Source organism: Dactylosporangium aurantiacum, assembly GCF_000716715.1.
In the GTDB taxonomy this organism is placed as follows: Bacteria; Actinomycetota; Actinomycetes; order Mycobacteriales; family Micromonosporaceae; genus Dactylosporangium; species Dactylosporangium aurantiacum.
Window position 1 is genome coordinate 132,594 of sequence record NZ_JNYJ01000010.1, and the last position, 15,707, is coordinate 148,300.

Below are 15,707 nucleotides of genomic sequence, written 5' to 3' on the forward strand. Positions count from 1 at the left end.
ACAATGCGTAGTGCAACTACCTATGCAAGCATCGACCCATGGGGAAGTCTGTCGCCGGCGCCATCTCGGGCCGCCGGATCAAGTACGTCTTCGTGATCTTCTGGCTGGCCGTCGCGGCCCTCGCCGGCCCGCTGGCCGGCAAGCTCACCGACGTCGAGCGCAACGACACCAAGTCGTGGCTGCCGGGTGGCGCCGAGTCCGTGCAGGTCATCGACGTCCAGTCGAGCTTCGCCTCGCCGGACACGATCCCGGCCATCGTCGTGTACGAGCGGACCTCCGGCCTCACCGCCGCCGACGAGACCAAGCTGCGCGCCGACGCGGCCGCGTTCGGCAACCTCGCCGAGCTCGACGGCACCGTCACCGGCCCCATCCCGACCAAGGACGGACAGGCCGCCCAGATCATCGTGCCGGTCAACCTCGGCGCCGACGGCTGGTCCAAGGCCGGCGCGCTGGTCGACCGGCTGCGGGCCACCGCGACCGCGGGCGCCGACGGGCTCGCCGTGCACGTGGCCGGCCCCGCCGGCACCGCCGCCGACTCCAGCAAGGCGTTCGAGGGCATCGACAGCAGCCTCCTGCTCGGCACCATCGCCGTCGTCGTGGTGATCCTGCTCATCACGTACCGCAGCCCGCTGCTGTGGCTGCTGCCGGTCATCTCCTCGGGTGTCGCCCTCATCGCTGCCCAGGCCGTCATCTACCTGCTGGCCAAGTACGCCGACCTGGTCGTCAACGCGCAGAGCGCCGGCATCCTCACGGTGCTCGTCTTCGGCGCCGGCACCGACTACGCGCTGCTGCTCATCGCCCGGTACCGGGAGGAGCTGCGCCGCCACGAGGACCGCCACGAGGCGATGGCCGAGGCGCTGCACCGCTCCGGACCGGCGATCATCGCCAGCGCCGCCACGGTCGTGCTCGGCATGCTGTGCCTGTTCTTCGCCGAGACCAACTCGACCAAGGGCCTCGGCCCGGTCGCCGCGATCGGCATCGCGGTCGGCCTCGCCGTCATGCTGACCCTGCTGCCGGTGCTGCTCACCATCTGCGGCCGGTGGATCTTCTGGCCGCTGCGGCCGAAGGTCGGCTCCGCCGAACCGACCGCGACCGGCCTGTGGGCCCGCGTCGGCGACCGCATCGCCCGCCGCCCGCGCGGCGTGTGGATCGTGACCGCCCTGGTCCTCGCCGTCGCCACCATCGGTGTCGTGCAGCTCGACGCGACCGGCCTCACCAACAAGGAGTCCTTCCGCAACACCCAGGACTCCATCGTGGGCGAGGAGGTGCTGGCCCGGCACGGCGCCGGCGGCGCGGGCAGTCCCGTCGTCGTCATCAGTACCGCCGCTGCCGCCGCCGCCACGAAGGCCGCGTTCGCCGGGGTGCCCGGCATCGACCCGGCCTCGATCAGCGAGCCGGCCGTCAAGGGTGACGTCGCGTACGTGACCGGTGACCTCGTCGCCCAGCCCGACAGCCAGGCGGCCTACGACACCGTGGACCGGGTCCGCGCCGCGGTGCACGCCGTGCCCGGCGCCGCGGCGAAGGTCGGCGGCACCACCGCGATCAACCTCGACGTGCAGCGCGCCGCGAAGCACGACCGCGACCTGATCATCCCGATCGTGCTGGCCGTGGTGCTGCTCATCCTGATCCTGCTGCTGCGCTCGGTGCTCGCGCCGGTCATCCTCATCGCGACCGTCGTGCTGTCCTTCGGCGCCGCGCTCGGCGTCAGCGCGCTGGTCTTCCGGCACGTGTTCGGCTTCGGCGGCGCCGACACGTCACTGCCGCTGTTCGTCTTCGTGTTCCTCGTCGCGCTCGGCATCGACTACAACATCTTCCTGATGACCCGGGTGCGGGAGGAGGCGGTCAAGCACGGCACCCGCCGCGCGGCCCTGATCGGGCTGTCCGCCACCGGCGGTGTCATCACCTCGGCCGGCCTGGTGCTCGCGGGCACGTTCGCGGTCCTTGCCACGCTGCCGCTGACCGCCTTCGCCGAGATCGGCTTCGCGGTGGCGTTCGGGGTGCTGCTCGACACGATCATCGTGCGATCGGTGCTGGTCACCGCGTTGAACCTCGACGTCGGTGAGCGCATGTGGTGGCCCAGCGGACTCGGCCGGGCCACCAGTCCCGCGGTCCCGGAGAAGGACCCGGTGGCTGCCTAGCCTCAGAGGATCGGGCGCCCGTCGCGGTAGGGGCCGCTGACGGGCTCCTCCTCGATGATCAGCAGATCGTCGTCGTACTCGCGTTCGTCGTGCGACATCGTGCAAACCTCCCCTTCGTTGCGGGAGGTCTCCTACCCACCCCGGATTGACGGCAAACTGTGTCGAACCGCTCACCCCGGGGTGCGGATGGTGCCGGCGACGCTCAGCGGACCCGGTCGTACACGAGGGCGAGGGTGCCGTGCTCGCCGGCCTGCTGGCTGGTCAACGTCCAGCGGGCCGCGGGCAGGCCGTCGTCGAACAGGCGCGGCCCGCCGCCCAGGAACACCGGGAAGACGGTGAGGGCGAGCCGGTCGACCTGGTCGGCGGCGAGGAGGGCCTTGATGACGCTGGCGCTGGACAGCACGAGGATGTCACCGCCCTCGGTGGCCCGGAGGTCCGCGACGACCTCGGCGGTCGGCTTGTCGACGACCGTCGTGCGCTCCCACGGCGCCGCGCCGAGCGTCGAGGACAGCACCACCTTCTCGGTGTCGACGAGCCACCTGGCGAACGCCTCGTCCCGCGGGTCGGCGCCGGCCATGCCGATGACGGTCGGCCAGAACCCGAGGAACCCCTCGGCGTTGACCCGGCCGAGCAGCGCCGTCGTGGCCGGCTGCCACAGACCCGTCAGGTGGTCGCGGGCGACGTCGGTGATCGCGTACGGCAGCACCCACCGCATGTCGACGGGGTTGTCCGGCGCGGCGTAGTGGCCGTCGAGGGACAGGGACATGTTGGTCACGACCCGGCGGCCGCTGGTCTGCTCGGTCATTGCGCGCTCCTGGTGTCGGTGTGCTTGCTGGTGTACGTGGTGACGGCCGCGACGAGCTTGTCGAGGCTCTGGCCGAAGCCCAGTTCGATGCCCGCGACGAAGTCCGCGGAGTCGACGGTGCTGCCGGTGATCCGGTACCGCACGTCGAGATCGGTGGCGTCCCCGGCCGGGCGCAGGTGCAGCTCGACGTGGGACGTGAAGGCCGGCGAGCCGTCGGGCAGCAGCGGCGAGCTGCGGTAGGCGAGGCGCTCGCCGGGCAGGACGTCCTCGACGACGCCCTCCGCCCGGCCGGCGACGAGGTCGCTGCCGTCGGCGTCCTCGGCGTCGCGGTACTCCAGCACCACCCGCCCACCCGGGCGCGGGTCGAAGACCAGGTCGGAGACGCGCAGGTCCTCGGGGGTCCACCAGTGGGCGAGCAGGGCGGGCTCGGTGAGGTGCCGCCAGACCAGGTCGGCGCCGGCGGTCAGGGACCGGTGGAACGTGAACACCCGGCCGTCGGCCCAGCCGTCGCCGTCCGCGGCGAGCCGCTCGGCGTGCAGGGTGAGCCCGTGCCGCTCGAAGGTCGCGGTCGGGCCGCCGGCCCGCTCGGCGGTGTCGGCGAGCCGGCCGAGGGCCGCCGCCAGGTCCCGCAGCGGACCGGGCCGCAGCGCGTAGACGCGGCGCTGTCCGATCCGCTCCGAGGCGACGACCCCGGCCCGTTCGAGGGTCTGCAGGTGCTTGGTCGTCTGCGGCTGCCGCGCCCCGATGAGCTGGGCGAGCACCCCCACCGAGCGCGGGCGCTCGGCCAGCAGGCACACGAGCCGCCAGCGGACCGGGTCGGCCAGGGCGGCGAGGAGTACGTCCATGCCAGGAAGTATTCCGTGAGAAGAATATTCTTGTCAAGGAATAACTTGGTCCGCCCGCGACCCGTCAGGCCCCCCAGTCGGGCAGCACGAGGTGCGGCGCGGGCTGCGCGGCGACCGTCTCCGGGCAGTACGCGCGGACCCGCACGTCACCCCGGAACCCGCGCAGCGTGCAGGTCAGCGTCGTCTGGGCGGGCGGCGCCGCGCGGTACACGGGCAGCCGGCCGTGCCCGGGCACGGTGAGCGTCCGCCGGTGCCGCACCACGCCACCGACGGCGACCTCCAGCTCGACGGCGCCGTGGACCGGCGGGAACGGCCGCACCTGGTGCTCGAGGTGGATGTCGGTGCCGGTGAACGTCAGCACCCGCACGACCTCCACCGGCGTGCGGGCCGACATCCACCGCAGCTCCGCCCGGCCGGCCCCCTCCGACCAGTGCGCCGGTGTCCAGCTGAAGCCGTGCGCGACGAGCAGCCGCCGGATCGTCCCGCTGCGGGTCGAGTCGTAGCAGTTCCAGCCGTCGACGTGGCACAGGTCGGGGTCGGCGCCGTGGCGCAGCAGCAGCGTGACCAGCTTGACCCGGCCCAGCTCGCACGCGGCCAGCAGCGCCGTGGTGTGGGTGCCGTACTCCTGCTGGTTGACGTCCCAGCCGTGGCGGATCAGCGCCCGCAGCCCCCGGAAGTCGTTGCCGCGCACCATCTGCCGGACCCGCCGGAAGTCCACCTCCCGGCGCCCGCGCATCAGCCGCCGCTCCGGCGCAGGGCGTGCCAGCGCTCCACCGCCAGGCTGATCCCGGTGAACAGGACGATCAGCGCGACCGCCTCACGGACGGACACCGCCCCCAGGACCCGGCCGGAGCCGCCGAAGACGGTCACGCCCCATCCGAGCGGCCCGGTCGGCGGCGACAGCTCGTCGGTGGGGGCGGTGAGCAGCCGCGCCCAGAACAGGACCCCGAGCACGCCGGCCACGGCGAGGCCACCGCCGGCGACGGCCCGCAGCACCGGTCCGGTCCGCGGATGTCGCGCCTGTACGGCGATGCGCCCGACCGTGGCCGGCACGCAGAGCAGGGCGAGGGTGGTGGCCAGCCCGACGGCGAAGCACGCGTTGACGGCGATGCCGTGCAGGACGCCGTCGCTCATCGAGATCAGGTAGAGCGCGACGCCGTACCCGTCGCGGTCCAGCATCGGGTCGGCGGGCGCGGCGTCGGTGTACCAGAGCCGGGACAGGGTGCCGCCGGCGAACGCCACGACCACGAGCAGCCCGGCGCCGGCCCGCAGCGCCCTGGCCGGCCGGGGCCGGCGCCCGCGCAGCAGCAGCCAGCCGCCGAGCGCGGTGAGACCCCACCCGGCGAGCAGGTGGGTGACGGCGGCCCAGGCGTCCCCGTCGGCGCCGAACCAGTACGGCAGGTAGTCGTGCGAGGTCAGCACGAGGCTGGTGGCGACCGCGGCCAGCACCGGCAGGCCCAGGCCGGCCAGGGTCGCCGCCGGGATCCGGCGGCCGTCGGGCAGGGCGGTGGCGACGAGCAGGACGAGCAGCGGCAGCGCGGTGGCGAGGGCGACGGGGGCGGTGGCGGCCTTGACGCCGTAGCTGAAGAACTCCGCGGCGCCGTCGGTGCCCGACATGATCCACAGCAGGACCAGCCAGGTGGCGGGCGCGAGCACCGCCAGCACCAGGCCGGTCCCGCGCCCGGGTGCGGCCTGGCCTGCCGCTCCGCCCTCGGGCTCCGGTGCCTGCTGTGGCTTCGGCTGTGGCTTCGGCTGTGGCTTCGGCTGTGGCTGAGGCCTTGGCTGTGGCGCGGGTTCCTGGGCGGCGGGCTGGGCCGGAGCTTCCGCCGGCGCCGCGGGCTCCGGCGTTGCGAGGTCCTGTTCCGCCGCTGCGGGCTCCGGCGCAGTGGTGTCGGGCGCCGGCGCGTCCGCCGGCACCGCGTGCAGGCTTCCCGTGGCGACCACCAGCTCCGGCTGGTCGATGACGGTCGGCGGGATGCGTAGCGCGCGGTGCAGCAGCGTGGCGGCGAGCGGCAGCCGGCTGCCGCCGCCGACGAGCAGGACACCGGCCACCGACTCGGGCTGCACGCCGGCCTCGCGCAGCGTCTGGACGGTGAGCGCGACGGTCGGCTCGAGCAGCGGGCGGGCCAGCTCCTCCAGCTCGTCGCGGGTCAGGTGCGCGGTGGTGTCGGCGACGGGCACGTGCAGGTCGGCGGTGGCATGCCGGGACAGCTGCTCCTTGGCCGCCCGCGCCTCCTGCCACAGCTGCTGCCGGGCCCGCTGCTCGGCGGGCGTGGTGGGCCACGCGAGCCGCCCCCACACGTCGTCCGGCGCGCCGCTGTGCGCGCGGGCGTGCCCGATCACCGCCGCGTCCAGGTCGAGGCCGCCGACGTCGGGCAGCCCGGCGGTCGCCGTCACCACCGGCCCGCCCCGCACGACGCTCACGTCGAAGGTGCCGGCGCCCAGGTCGTACACGACGAGCGAACGGCGACCGGTGACCGCGCTGCCGAGCACGTCGGCGAAGTAGGCGGCCGCCGCGACCGGCTCCGGCACGAACACCACGCGCGGCCAGCCGGCCTGCCGCGCGGCCGCGGCGAGCACCGCGAGGCGGACCCGCCCCCACGCCGCCGGGTGCGTGAGCACCACCTGCTCCGGCGGTGCGCCGGCCACCCGCCGGGCCTCGGCGTCGACCCGGGCGAACACCGCGGCGACCACGTCGGTCACCGGGATCTCGCGCCCGCCCAGCCACAGCGTCCCGTCGTCGATGCGGCGCTTCGGGTGCGGCTCGAACGCGCCCGGGTCACCGCTCGCCGCCCGGACCGCGTCGAGGCCGGTCAGCACCGCGTCCGGCGCGGCGAACACGGCCGAGGCGAGCAGCGGCGAGCCGTCGAAGAGCAACGCGCCCGACGTGCCGTCCGGACGCTGGAGCACTGCCACGGTGCTGGAGGTGCCGAAGTCGACACCCAGTCGCAACGCGGTCACCGTCTATCAATATCCGAACCCGCCACCGAAGACCAGCCCACCCGGGCCGTCGTCGCCGGTAAGAATCAGGCCCCGGCTCGCACTACCCCGTGACGGCGCACATCCACGCGAGGAGCAGGAGCCCTGTGACCGATGCCGAACGATTCACCAGGATCTACGACGCGCATCACCGGCAGGTGTACGCGTACGCGGTGACCCGGGCGGGCCGCGCGCACGCCGACGACGTGGCGGGTGACACCTTCCTCGTCGCCTGGCGCCGGCTGCACGAGATCCCGGCGACCCCGCTGCCGTGGCTGCTCGGGGTCGCCCGCAACGTGGCCCGCGAACGGTACCGCGACGAGGCCCGCCAGGCCGCCATCGCCGCCGAGCTGCGGGCGTGGGTACGCGAGACCGAGGACGACGTCGCCGAGCACGTCACCGACCGGGCGGTGGTCCTCGCCGCCCTCGGCGGGCTCAGCGAGGACGACCGGGAGGTGCTGACGCTCACCGCGTGGCACGGCCTGTCCGCCCGGGACGCGGCCCGGGTCGTCGGCTGCTCGACGGCCACCTTCTTCGTCCGCCTGCACCGCGCCAGGAAACGGCTGCGGCAGGCCATGACCGCCACCCGCCAGTCCCGCCCCACCCAGACCAAGGAGTACAGCCGATGACGACCCGACCCGACCCGCTGCGGCTGCTGTCCGCCGCCCGCCCCGGCCGCCTCGACCCGGACGGGCGGCCCGACCCGGCGGTCTACACCGCGCACCCGCGGCCGGCCCGCGCCCGGCGTCCCGTGCCGCGCCGGCTCATCCTCACCGGCGCGCTGCCGGTCGCCGCGGCGGCGACCGCCGGGGCGCTGGTCCTCGGCACCGGCCGCCCGCCGGCGCCGCCCGGCGCACCGGGTGCCGCCGCACCGTCCGGTGCCGCCGCCCCGGCCTCCGCCCGGGACCTGCTGCTCGTCGCCGCCGCCCGGAGCGACGCGAGCGCCGCGCCGGCCGGCGGCCGGTACTGGGTGCGTCTGCAGGAACACGGGGAGCGCAAGGAGGTCGGCCCGCCCGGCGGCCGCTACGGCGTCGCGGTGCGCATGAGCGTCGAGCGGTGGCAGGCGAGCGGCGCCGGCGACCCGAGCGTCGAGGTCTTCCAGTACCTGGGCGCCGCCCCGGTCACCCCGCAGGACGAGGCCGCCTGGAAGGCCGCCGGGTCGCCGGCGCAGTGGACCGAGTCCGGGCCGGCGGGCACCGCGCCGGTCACGTACGGCGGCGCGGCCGGCCCGCGGCAGGTGCGCGCGCTGCCGGAGCGGGCCGCCCGCGAGTCGCTCATGCTCGCCGGCGCCCCGGTCACCGCGGCCGAGCTGGCCGGCGTGCCCACCGACCCGGCCGCGCTGCGGTCGTGGCTGACCGCGCGGCTGCAGCGCACCGGCGGCCCGGCCATCGAGGACGCCGCGCTGTTCCACGCCGGCCGCGACCTCGTCGCCGAGCTGCCCGTGCCGGCGCCGGTGCGCTCCGCCGCGTACCGGATGCTCGCCGACCTGCCCGGGGTCGGCTTCCTCGGTACGGTGCAGGACCGGCGGGGCAGGTCCGGCATGGCGGTCGCGTACACGCGGCGGGGCGACGGCGGCTGGGGCCAGCAGCGGCTGATCGTCGACCCGGCGACGGGCCTGGCGCTCGCCCAGGAGTCGTGGTTCCTCGGCGCGGCGGTGGCACCCGCCGCGACCGGCACGCTCATGAGCTGGACGGTGGCGGTGCGGGCCGGGTACACCGACGACCCGGCGCCTACCGCGTAGGCCGGTACTGCGTCACGGTGACCCTGCCGTCGACCAGCCGCGCGTCGACCGTCTCGAGGTTGAGGCGCGGCTGCGGCCCGGCGAACAGGCGCCGGCCGCCGCCGAGGACGACGGGGTGCACGGCCACGTGGTACTCGTCGATGAGCCCCAGCCCGGTCAGCGTGGCCGCGACGGAGGCGCCGCCGGTCAGCAGCAGGTCCGCGCCCGGCTGCGCCTTCAGCGCGGCGACCTCCTCGGCGAGGTTGGTGTCACGGATGACGCGACTGGTCCAGGCGTCGCCCTCGTACGAGCGCGAAAAGACGATCTTCGGGGTGGCCCGCCAGAACGGGGCGAACGCCGCGACGTGCGCGTCGTCGGTCATCGTCTCGGCGGTGGGCCAGAAGCCGACCATCATCTCCCACACCGGCCGGCCGAACAGCAGCGTGTCGACCCGCCGGTCCAGCCCTTCGGAGTACGCCGACAGCTCCGGCCCCATCACCGGCCAGTCGAACTCCCCGTTCGGCCCGTCGATGAACCCGTCGACCGACGTGTGCACCCAGTACAGGATCTTCCGCATGGCGACCTCCTTCGTCCTTCTGCCGCCCAGAGGTCGCCGCGGCCCGGCCCACCTCGACACCCAGTCAGTGTGACCTGGCACACATGCCGCACGGAGGTTTTGTCGTACCTGTGTGCCAAGGTGTGCGGGTGGTGGTCGTGTTTGAGGGGAAGCTGTGGTCGTGGGACGCGCGGCGGGCCGACAGCTGGGTGTTCGTGACGCTGCCCGAGGACGAGTCGGAGGAGATCCGCGAGGTGGCCGGGGGCGTGCGGCGTGGCTTCGGTTCGCTGCGGGTGCGGGCGACGGTCGGCACCACCAGCTGGAAGACGTCCATCTTCCCGGGCAGCGGGGGCGGCGGGTTCGTGCTGCCGCTCAAGCGCCCGGTGCGCACGGCGGAGGCCCTGGACGTGGGCGACACCGCCACGGTGACCGTGGAGCTGCTCGACGTCTGACGCCGCGCCGGCCCTCGGCGTCGTGGCGGTGGCCACGGATCGGCGGCTGCGGATCGGCGGCTGCGGATTGGCGGCTGCGGATTGGCGGCTGCGGATTGGCGGCTGCGGATTGGCGGCTGCGGATCGGCGGCTGCGGATCGGCGGCTGCGGATCGGCGCTGTTCGAGCCGGTCGCAGCGGCGTTGCGCGATGTCGCGATGCCGGTGGAGGCCCGGGTCGGAGGCCGGCGGCCGTCCGCCGGGGCCACCGTGGCGGCGCCGGTTCGCCTGCCGGTCGGCGTGCATGCCGGCCGGCATCCGCGGGGACGGGCCGCCCAGGTCGGGCACATCACGCCACGGCGCGGCCGTCGCGCACCTCCCGCCCGATCGGCTGCGGACCGACGCCGCCCATGGGAGCGACCAGCGCCCCTCGAACGACTCACCCGCCGCGCGTCCGACGCGGATTTCGGCACCTCCGCGCGGCGGGCACACGTCCCGCGAACGCACCGAGACCCACGCGGGCAGGACCCGGCCGGCCACCCGGTCGACCGAACCTCCACCCATCCGCCGCTACGACGCCCACACCGTCACCAGCAGAGAACCCGCAAGACCGGCGTCGGAACAGAAGAAGCCGACCGACCCTCGACCGCGCCGCACAGGTTGAGGGCCAAGTTGGGCGGTGTCTCGCCGGCCCCGGACGAAGTCCACGTACTTCTCCCCGGCGACCGCGTGGTTGACCCAACGGTCGGGGCGTGCGGCCGTGCGGCGCTCGGCGAGCGCCATCGCTTCGGCCTCGTCCGGGCCGGCGGCGAGCTCGCGGCCTTCGCCGACGTAGGCTTCGTCGACCGGGTCCAGGGACGTGAAGTTGGGCAGGTCGCCGAACTCGTCGTCGTCAGGGTCCTGCACGGTGTGCGGGGAGACGCGGTACTCACCGCCCATCGGGCTGATCGCGACCCATTGCCGGGGCGGCTGCCCCGGGTCGGCGCAGGCCTGGGTCGTGGTCCTGCACGTCCGCCACTGCGGGTCGTCGACCATCCAGCAGTGACCGGCCGCATCGGCGCGCGCGCCGACCTCGGCGGTCTGTTCGGGGACTACGACATCTGAGGCGTGCCGTCCAGGGCGACGAACTGGTATCCGCGTGCCTGCAGCGCCGGGATCACGGTCTCCAGGGCGGCGCAGGTCTGGGCCCGGTCGCCGCCGCCGTCGTGGCAGAGCAGGATCTGGCCGGGCCGGGCGGCGAGGAGCCGGTCGGTGATCGAGCGGGTGCCGGGGCGGGTCCAGTCGCGGGGGTCGTTCGTCCAGTTGATCGGCACCATGCGGGCCTGGGCGGCGGCGGTGAAGACGGCCGGGGAGACGGCGCCGCCGGGGGAGCGGAAGATGGTCGGCAGCTTTCCGGTCGTGGCGTAGATCTTGTCCTGGGCGCGGTCGACCTCCTGCTGGACGCGGTCCGGGGCGAACTGGGCGATCTTCGCCGGGTGGCTCCAGGTGTGGTTGGCGACGTGGTGGCCCGCGGCGACCAGGTCCCGGGCGACGGTCTCGTGGCCGAGGACCTGGTTGCCGATGAGGCAGAACAGCGCGGGCACGTGGTAGCGGTCCAGCAGCCGCAGCACCTTCGGCGTCCACACGGGGTGCGGGCCGTCGTCGATGGTCAGCGCCACGGCGTCGCTCGGGAACGCGGGCCCGGGCACCAGCCGGCGGTACTCCTCGAGCGTGAACACCGGCCGGTCCAGCGGCGTGAGCGGCGACGGTGACGGCGCGGCGGCGGACGGTGACGGCGCCGGGGCGGCGACCGGCCTGGCCGCCAGCGCGAGCGCGGGCTCCTCGGGTCGCCGGCGGGGTCCCGCTGAACCGGCGGCGACGAGCGCGGTGCCCGTCGCGGCGAGTGTGGCGCCGAGCAGGCGTCTGCGGGACAGTCCGGTCACGGGGGCACCTCCGGGGCAGGATCGCGTGGCACAGATCTTGACGCGGTCACCGGGCGAAGGGTTGCACGGTACCGTGCTACCGGCGGCCGTCCAGGGTGTACCGGCGCTGCAGCACGACGGCCACGGTCATGAGCACGGCCGGCACCAGGGCGAAGCCGTAGCGGACCGCGGCGAGCGCGGCGGGGGACTGGGTGGCGTGCTCGCCGGCGCCGCTGGCCACGAAGCCGCCGGCGGCGAGGCAGGCGGCGTAGACGTACGGGCCGAGAGCGCCGCCGGTCGCCTCGGTCGCGGTCCACACGCCGGTGTAGCCGCCAGCGCGGGTGGTGCCGTCGGGCCCGGACGCGGCGATGACGTCGGGCACCATCGAGAACGGCAGCAGCTGCATGGCGGCGAAGGCGACGCCGAGCACGGCGACCGCGCCGACGATGAGCGGCAGGCCGGCCGCGGCGCCGAGGGCCAGCACGAGCGAGCCGGCGACGAACGCGGCCTGCGCGAGGAGCAGCCCGCGCTGCTTGCCGATGCGGCGGGCGACCACGACCCAGACCGGGGTCGCGAGGATCGCCGGTGCCACGAACGCCGCGACGAGCACGGTCGTGAGTCTGGGCCGGCCCAGCTCGTACTCCGCGAAGTAGGGAACCGCGGCGAGCACCAGGTGCGTCGTCGTCGACATGGCGAGGTAGGCGGCGGTCAGGGTGCGGAACTGCGGGTCGCGCAGGGACGACAGCAGCCCGTGCCGGGTGGTGCGGGCGGCGGCGGCCAGCGGCGCCGCGGCGGTGAGCCGCCCGACGCCGGTGACGCCGACCAGCATCGCGGCCAGCATGGCGGCGCCGAGCAGCAGGCCCATGCGGGTGTACCCGGCGACGGTCGGGTCGTCCTGCCCGGCGAGCAGCGGCGCGGCGACGCCGCTGAGCAGGATGCCGACGGTCAGCACGACCATGCGGTACCCCATGAGGCGGGTGCGCTCGTGGTAGCCGATGCTCAGGTCGGCGGGGGTGGCAAGGTAGGGGACCTGGTACGCGGCGAAGAGGAGGTTGCCGGCGATGAACGCGATCGCGACCCACAGCCCGGCCGGGGCGCCGCGCAGGCCGCCGGGCACCGCGAACAGCGCCGCGAAGGCCACGGCGAGCGCGCAGCCGGCGAGCATCAGCCGGCGGCGGTGGCCGCGGGCGGCCAGGTCGGCGTCGGACAGCCGGCCGACCCACGGGTGCAGCACCACGTCGAGGATCTTCGGGGCGAGCAGCACGAACCCGGCCAGCAGCGGCGGGACGGCCAGCACGTCGGTGAGGAAGTACAGCAGGAGCAGCCCGGGCACGGTGACCCACACGCCCATGCCGACGGACCCGGTCGCGAACGGGATGAGACCGCGCAGCGGCAGCCTGACGTCCGACATCAACCACGCTCCCGGAATCCAACGTTCGATGGATAATAGGCGACGATGGACGATCTGAACAGCACGCGACGCCGCCCCGGCCGCCCCCGCGCGGCGGACGCCGTCGCCACCCGCGAGGTGATCCTCCGGGTCGCGACGGACCTGTTCGCCCGCAACGGTTTCGACGCCGTCACCGTCAGGGCGGTGGCCGATGCCGCCGGCGTCGACGTGGCGACCGTGCACCACCACGCGGGTGGCAAGCTCGAGCTGTACCGGGCCTGCTTCGCGCTCGTCTTCGAGGCCGAGCGGCGCGCCCTCGAGCCGGTCATCGCGGCCGCCTCCGCGGGCGACGGCGACCTGCTCGACGCGCTGCACCGGGTGCTCGACGCGTTCGTCGACTTCCTGGAGGAGCGGCCCGAGACCACCGGCCTGTGGCTGCGGCGCTGGCTGGAGCCCGACCGGCACGCCGGCATCGACGAGCAGTTCTCGATGCCGCTGTACGAGCAGGTCCAGCAGGTCCTCGCGGCCGCTGACAAGGCCGGCGTGCTGCGCGAGCCGCAGCCGCACCTCGCCGTGCGGAGCCTCATCTGGGCCGTCCACGCGCACGCGGTGACCGGCCTGCACGGCGACATCCCCGCCGACAGCCGGTTCGCGCTGCGCGCGTTCGTGCACCGCTGGCTCGACCGCATGTACGCCCGGCCGTGAGGCGCCGCTGCCGCTCGCTTCGTGCCCGGTCGTGACGCGGCGGGGCTTGGCATCGTCGGTGAGAACGGGGGCTCCGGCCGCGTGGCCGCAACGCGTGCACCGGGCCCGGATGTGGTCCACGTCGCCGATCGGCCCCGCCTGCCAGCGGCTACGCGACCATCCGCAAGCCTACGGAACGCCTCGCGAGCCAACCAGGGTCGGGCAACGAACGTGATCAGCGGCGGCGACAATCGGCTAGTGCCTGCGTACAGGACGACCCTGGCGTCAGCGGGCTTCATCCGCGCCGGTCAGCGTTGCGAGCGGTCGGACGGCGGCCTCCACCGCACGCTGAGCGTGTACACCCGCGCCACCGGTGCGCGACCGCAGGTGCAGCTGCTGGTCCGGGTGGCGGTGGCAGGCCTGCCCGCGCCGGTCACCGTTTGTCGCCACGACGGTGTGGGCGGCACCGCCGAGACGGCCAGCGGCAACGAGTCGTATCCACTGCCGGCGCGCGATCGGCCGCTGCCGCCGGACCTGCTCACCGACGTGGCCGGCCCGGTGCTGGAATTCCTGATGGCGGCCAAGGACCTCACCGATTTCGTCGTCTGGGCCCAGGACATCCACCTCGGGCGCGAGCACCCCGGATGGTGGGGCCGGTTCCGCCCGGTCCTCCCTCAGGGCACCGGACCGTTGGAGGCGGCGGCGTTCGCGGCGGCCGTCAAGCACGACACGAGGCTGGTGGAGCTCCTCACGGCACGGGTCGAGAACGAGCAGGCCGACGAGAACCGCTACAACGATTTCCTGATCGAGATCCAGCGGCTGCGTCCGAGCATCCGGCCACGTCATCCGATCGTCCGACCGGTCAGCTGAGCACGGCCGGCCGCACTGCCGGCAGAACGACAAGCGGACTGCTGGCCTTGACGCATCCGCGGCGGGGACCGCACAATCCAACATGTGTTGGAATACCGGGTGGTGGTGATCGGGGCCGGGCCGGCCGGGCTCGCCACGCTCAAGGCCCTCGCCGACGCCGGCGTGCCCGCCGTGTGCTTCGACGCGGGCGAGCGCCCCGGCGGGCTGTGGGTGTTCGGCGGGCCGCACTCGTCGGCGTACCGCACGCTGCACCTCAACACCAGCCGCACCCGCACCGAGTTCGCCGACTTCCCGATGCCCGCCGGCTGGCCCGACTACCCCGGCCACGCCGACATCGCGGCGTACCTGGCCGACTACGCCACCACGTTCGGCCTCACCGGGGCGATCCGGCACCGGCACGTGGTCACGCGGGTCCGCCGGGCGGCCGGCGGGTGGACCGTGACCGCCGACGGTCCACAGGGGACGGTCGAGGTCACCGCCGAGGCGGTCGTCGTGGCCAACGGCCACAACAGCGTGCCCCGGCTGCCCGACCCGCCGTACCCGGGCGAGACCACCGCCGAGCAGCTGCACAGCCACGACTACCGCGACCCCGAGCAGCTGCGGGGCCGCCGCGTCCTCGTCGTCGGCGGCGGCAACTCGGCCATGGACATCGCCGTCGACGCCTCCCACGCCGCCGCCCGGACGCTGCTGTCGGTGCGTCGCGGCGTGTGGATCGTGCCCAAGTACCTCTTCGGCAGGCCGTCGGACACGCTCAACGGCGCCCTCGCCAAGCGCCTGCCGTGGCGGGCCCGGCAGCGCATCAGCCAGACGATGCTGCGCCTCGCCGTCGGGCCGCCCACCCGGTACGGGCTGCCCGCCCCGAGCCACGGGTTCCTGCAGGACCACCCGACGCTGTCCGACGCCCTCCTGCCGCGCATCACCCACGGCGAGATCGCCGTGCGCCCCGCGATCGCCCGCTTCGAGGGCACCGACGTCGTCTTCGCCGACGACCGCCGCGACCCGGTCGACCTCATCGTCTGGTGTACGGGGTACCGCGTCGACCTGCCCTTCCTCGACCCGGCGCTGCTCGGCGACGGCGCCGACCGGCTGCCCCTGTTCCGGCACGTGTTCCACCTCGACGCGCCCGGGCTCATGTTCGTCGGCCTCATGCAGTCCACGGGCGCCGCCCTGCCCGTCGTCGAGGCCCAGGCCCGGCTGGTCGCGGGGCACGTCGCCGGCACGTACGCGCTGCCGCCCATGCCGGCCCAACGCTCCGACTGCGCCGAGGAGCTGCGCGCCGCCACCGACCGGTGGGGCTCGCGCCGCCCGGCGATGCGGATCGACTTCGACGGTTACCTGGACCTCGCCGCCCGTGAGCTGGCGGCCGGACGGAAGCGGGCCGCATCGTGAA

Annotated in this window: 15 protein-coding genes; 7 read left to right on the forward strand and 8 right to left on the reverse strand. The window is 74.7% G+C overall.

Annotation, left to right across the window (positions count from 1 at the left end):
* Positions 1-38 precede the first annotated feature (38 nt).
* Entirely contained in the window at positions 39-2,138 is a 2,100-nt protein-coding gene (locus OP18_RS14350; RefSeq protein ID WP_033359346.1) for an MMPL family transporter, read from the forward strand.
* A 202-nt stretch (positions 2,139-2,340) separates the two neighbouring features.
* Here OP18_RS14350 and OP18_RS14355 read toward each other — a convergent pair whose 3' ends face one another.
* The 4 genes from OP18_RS14355 to OP18_RS59605 all read right to left on the reverse strand — a co-directional run bounded on the left by OP18_RS14355 (position 2,341) and on the right by OP18_RS59605 (position 6,749).
* Positions 2,341-2,943 carry a dihydrofolate reductase family protein gene (locus tag OP18_RS14355; RefSeq protein ID WP_033359347.1) on the reverse strand — a complete coding sequence of 201 codons (603 nt, stop codon included), beginning with the start codon at positions 2,941-2,943 and terminating at the stop codon, positions 2,341-2,343.
* Entirely contained in the window at positions 2,940-3,788 is an 849-nt protein-coding gene (locus OP18_RS14360; RefSeq protein WP_033359348.1) for a metalloregulator ArsR/SmtB family transcription factor, read from the reverse strand. Before OP18_RS14360 ends, OP18_RS14355 begins: the two co-directional genes overlap by 4 nt.
* A 64-nt stretch (positions 3,789-3,852) precedes the next feature.
* Entirely contained in the window at positions 3,853-4,524 is a 672-nt protein-coding gene (locus tag OP18_RS14365) for an ankyrin repeat domain-containing protein (protein ID WP_033359349.1), read from the reverse strand.
* A complete protein-coding gene (locus OP18_RS59605; RefSeq protein ID WP_052386710.1) occupies positions 4,524-6,749 on the reverse strand; it encodes an Hsp70 family protein in 2,226 nt (741 codons plus the stop codon). Before OP18_RS59605 ends, OP18_RS14365 begins: the two co-directional genes overlap by 1 nt.
* A 125-nt stretch (positions 6,750-6,874) precedes the next feature.
* On the opposite strand from OP18_RS59605, the gene OP18_RS14375 reads away from it, so the two are divergent.
* Positions 6,875-7,396 (forward strand): RNA polymerase sigma factor, encoded by a 522-nt coding sequence (locus OP18_RS14375; protein WP_052386711.1) that lies wholly within the window; start codon positions 6,875-6,877, stop codon positions 7,394-7,396.
* A complete protein-coding gene (locus OP18_RS14380; protein ID WP_033359350.1) occupies positions 7,393-8,508 on the forward strand; it encodes a CU044_5270 family protein in 1,116 nt (371 codons plus the stop codon). The genes OP18_RS14375 and OP18_RS14380 overlap by 4 nt, the downstream gene beginning before the upstream one ends.
* Here OP18_RS14380 and OP18_RS14385 read toward each other — a convergent pair.
* A complete protein-coding gene (locus tag OP18_RS14385; protein ID WP_033359351.1) occupies positions 8,498-9,064 on the reverse strand; it encodes a dihydrofolate reductase family protein in 567 nt (188 codons plus the stop codon). The genes OP18_RS14380 and OP18_RS14385 overlap by 11 nt on opposite strands.
* 128 nt (positions 9,065-9,192) lie before the next feature.
* On the opposite strand from OP18_RS14385, the gene OP18_RS14390 reads away from it, so the two are divergent.
* Positions 9,193-9,495, forward strand: a complete 303-nt coding sequence (locus OP18_RS14390) for a DUF1905 domain-containing protein (protein WP_033359419.1) — start codon at positions 9,193-9,195, stop codon at positions 9,493-9,495.
* Between the two features lie 547 nt (positions 9,496-10,042).
* Here the strand turns inward: OP18_RS14390 and OP18_RS52475 are convergent.
* The 3 genes from OP18_RS52475 to OP18_RS14405 all read right to left on the reverse strand — a co-directional run bounded on the left by OP18_RS52475 (position 10,043) and on the right by OP18_RS14405 (position 12,784).
* Positions 10,043-10,507 carry a hypothetical protein gene (locus tag OP18_RS52475; RefSeq protein ID WP_052386712.1) on the reverse strand — a complete coding sequence of 155 codons (465 nt, stop codon included), beginning with the start codon at positions 10,505-10,507 and terminating at the stop codon, positions 10,043-10,045.
* Positions 10,508-10,563: 56 nt separating this feature from the next.
* Positions 10,564-11,394, reverse strand: coding sequence for a polysaccharide deacetylase family protein (locus tag OP18_RS14400; protein WP_162189793.1), 831 nt, complete (start codon positions 11,392-11,394; stop codon positions 10,564-10,566).
* A gap of 76 nt (positions 11,395-11,470) precedes the next feature.
* Positions 11,471-12,784: an MFS transporter gene (locus tag OP18_RS14405; RefSeq protein WP_033359352.1), complete on the reverse strand. Its 1,314-nt coding sequence runs from the start codon at positions 12,782-12,784 to the stop codon at positions 11,471-11,473.
* Positions 12,785-12,829: 45 nt separating this feature from the next.
* Here OP18_RS14405 and OP18_RS14410 point away from each other — a divergent pair, with 45 nt between their 5' ends.
* From OP18_RS14410 to OP18_RS14420, 3 genes are all read left to right on the forward strand, one after another.
* Positions 12,830-13,468: a TetR/AcrR family transcriptional regulator gene (locus OP18_RS14410; protein ID WP_033359353.1), complete on the forward strand. Its 639-nt coding sequence runs from the start codon at positions 12,830-12,832 to the stop codon at positions 13,466-13,468.
* Between the two features lie 333 nt (positions 13,469-13,801).
* Positions 13,802-14,317, forward strand: a complete 516-nt coding sequence (locus OP18_RS14415; RefSeq protein ID WP_156089521.1) for a hypothetical protein — start codon at positions 13,802-13,804, stop codon at positions 14,315-14,317.
* 84 nt (positions 14,318-14,401) lie between these two features.
* On the forward strand, positions 14,402-15,706 hold the full coding sequence (locus OP18_RS14420; protein WP_033359355.1) for a flavin-containing monooxygenase: 1,305 nt from the start codon (positions 14,402-14,404) through the stop codon (positions 15,704-15,706).
* The last annotated feature ends 1 nt before the right edge of the window (position 15,707 follow it).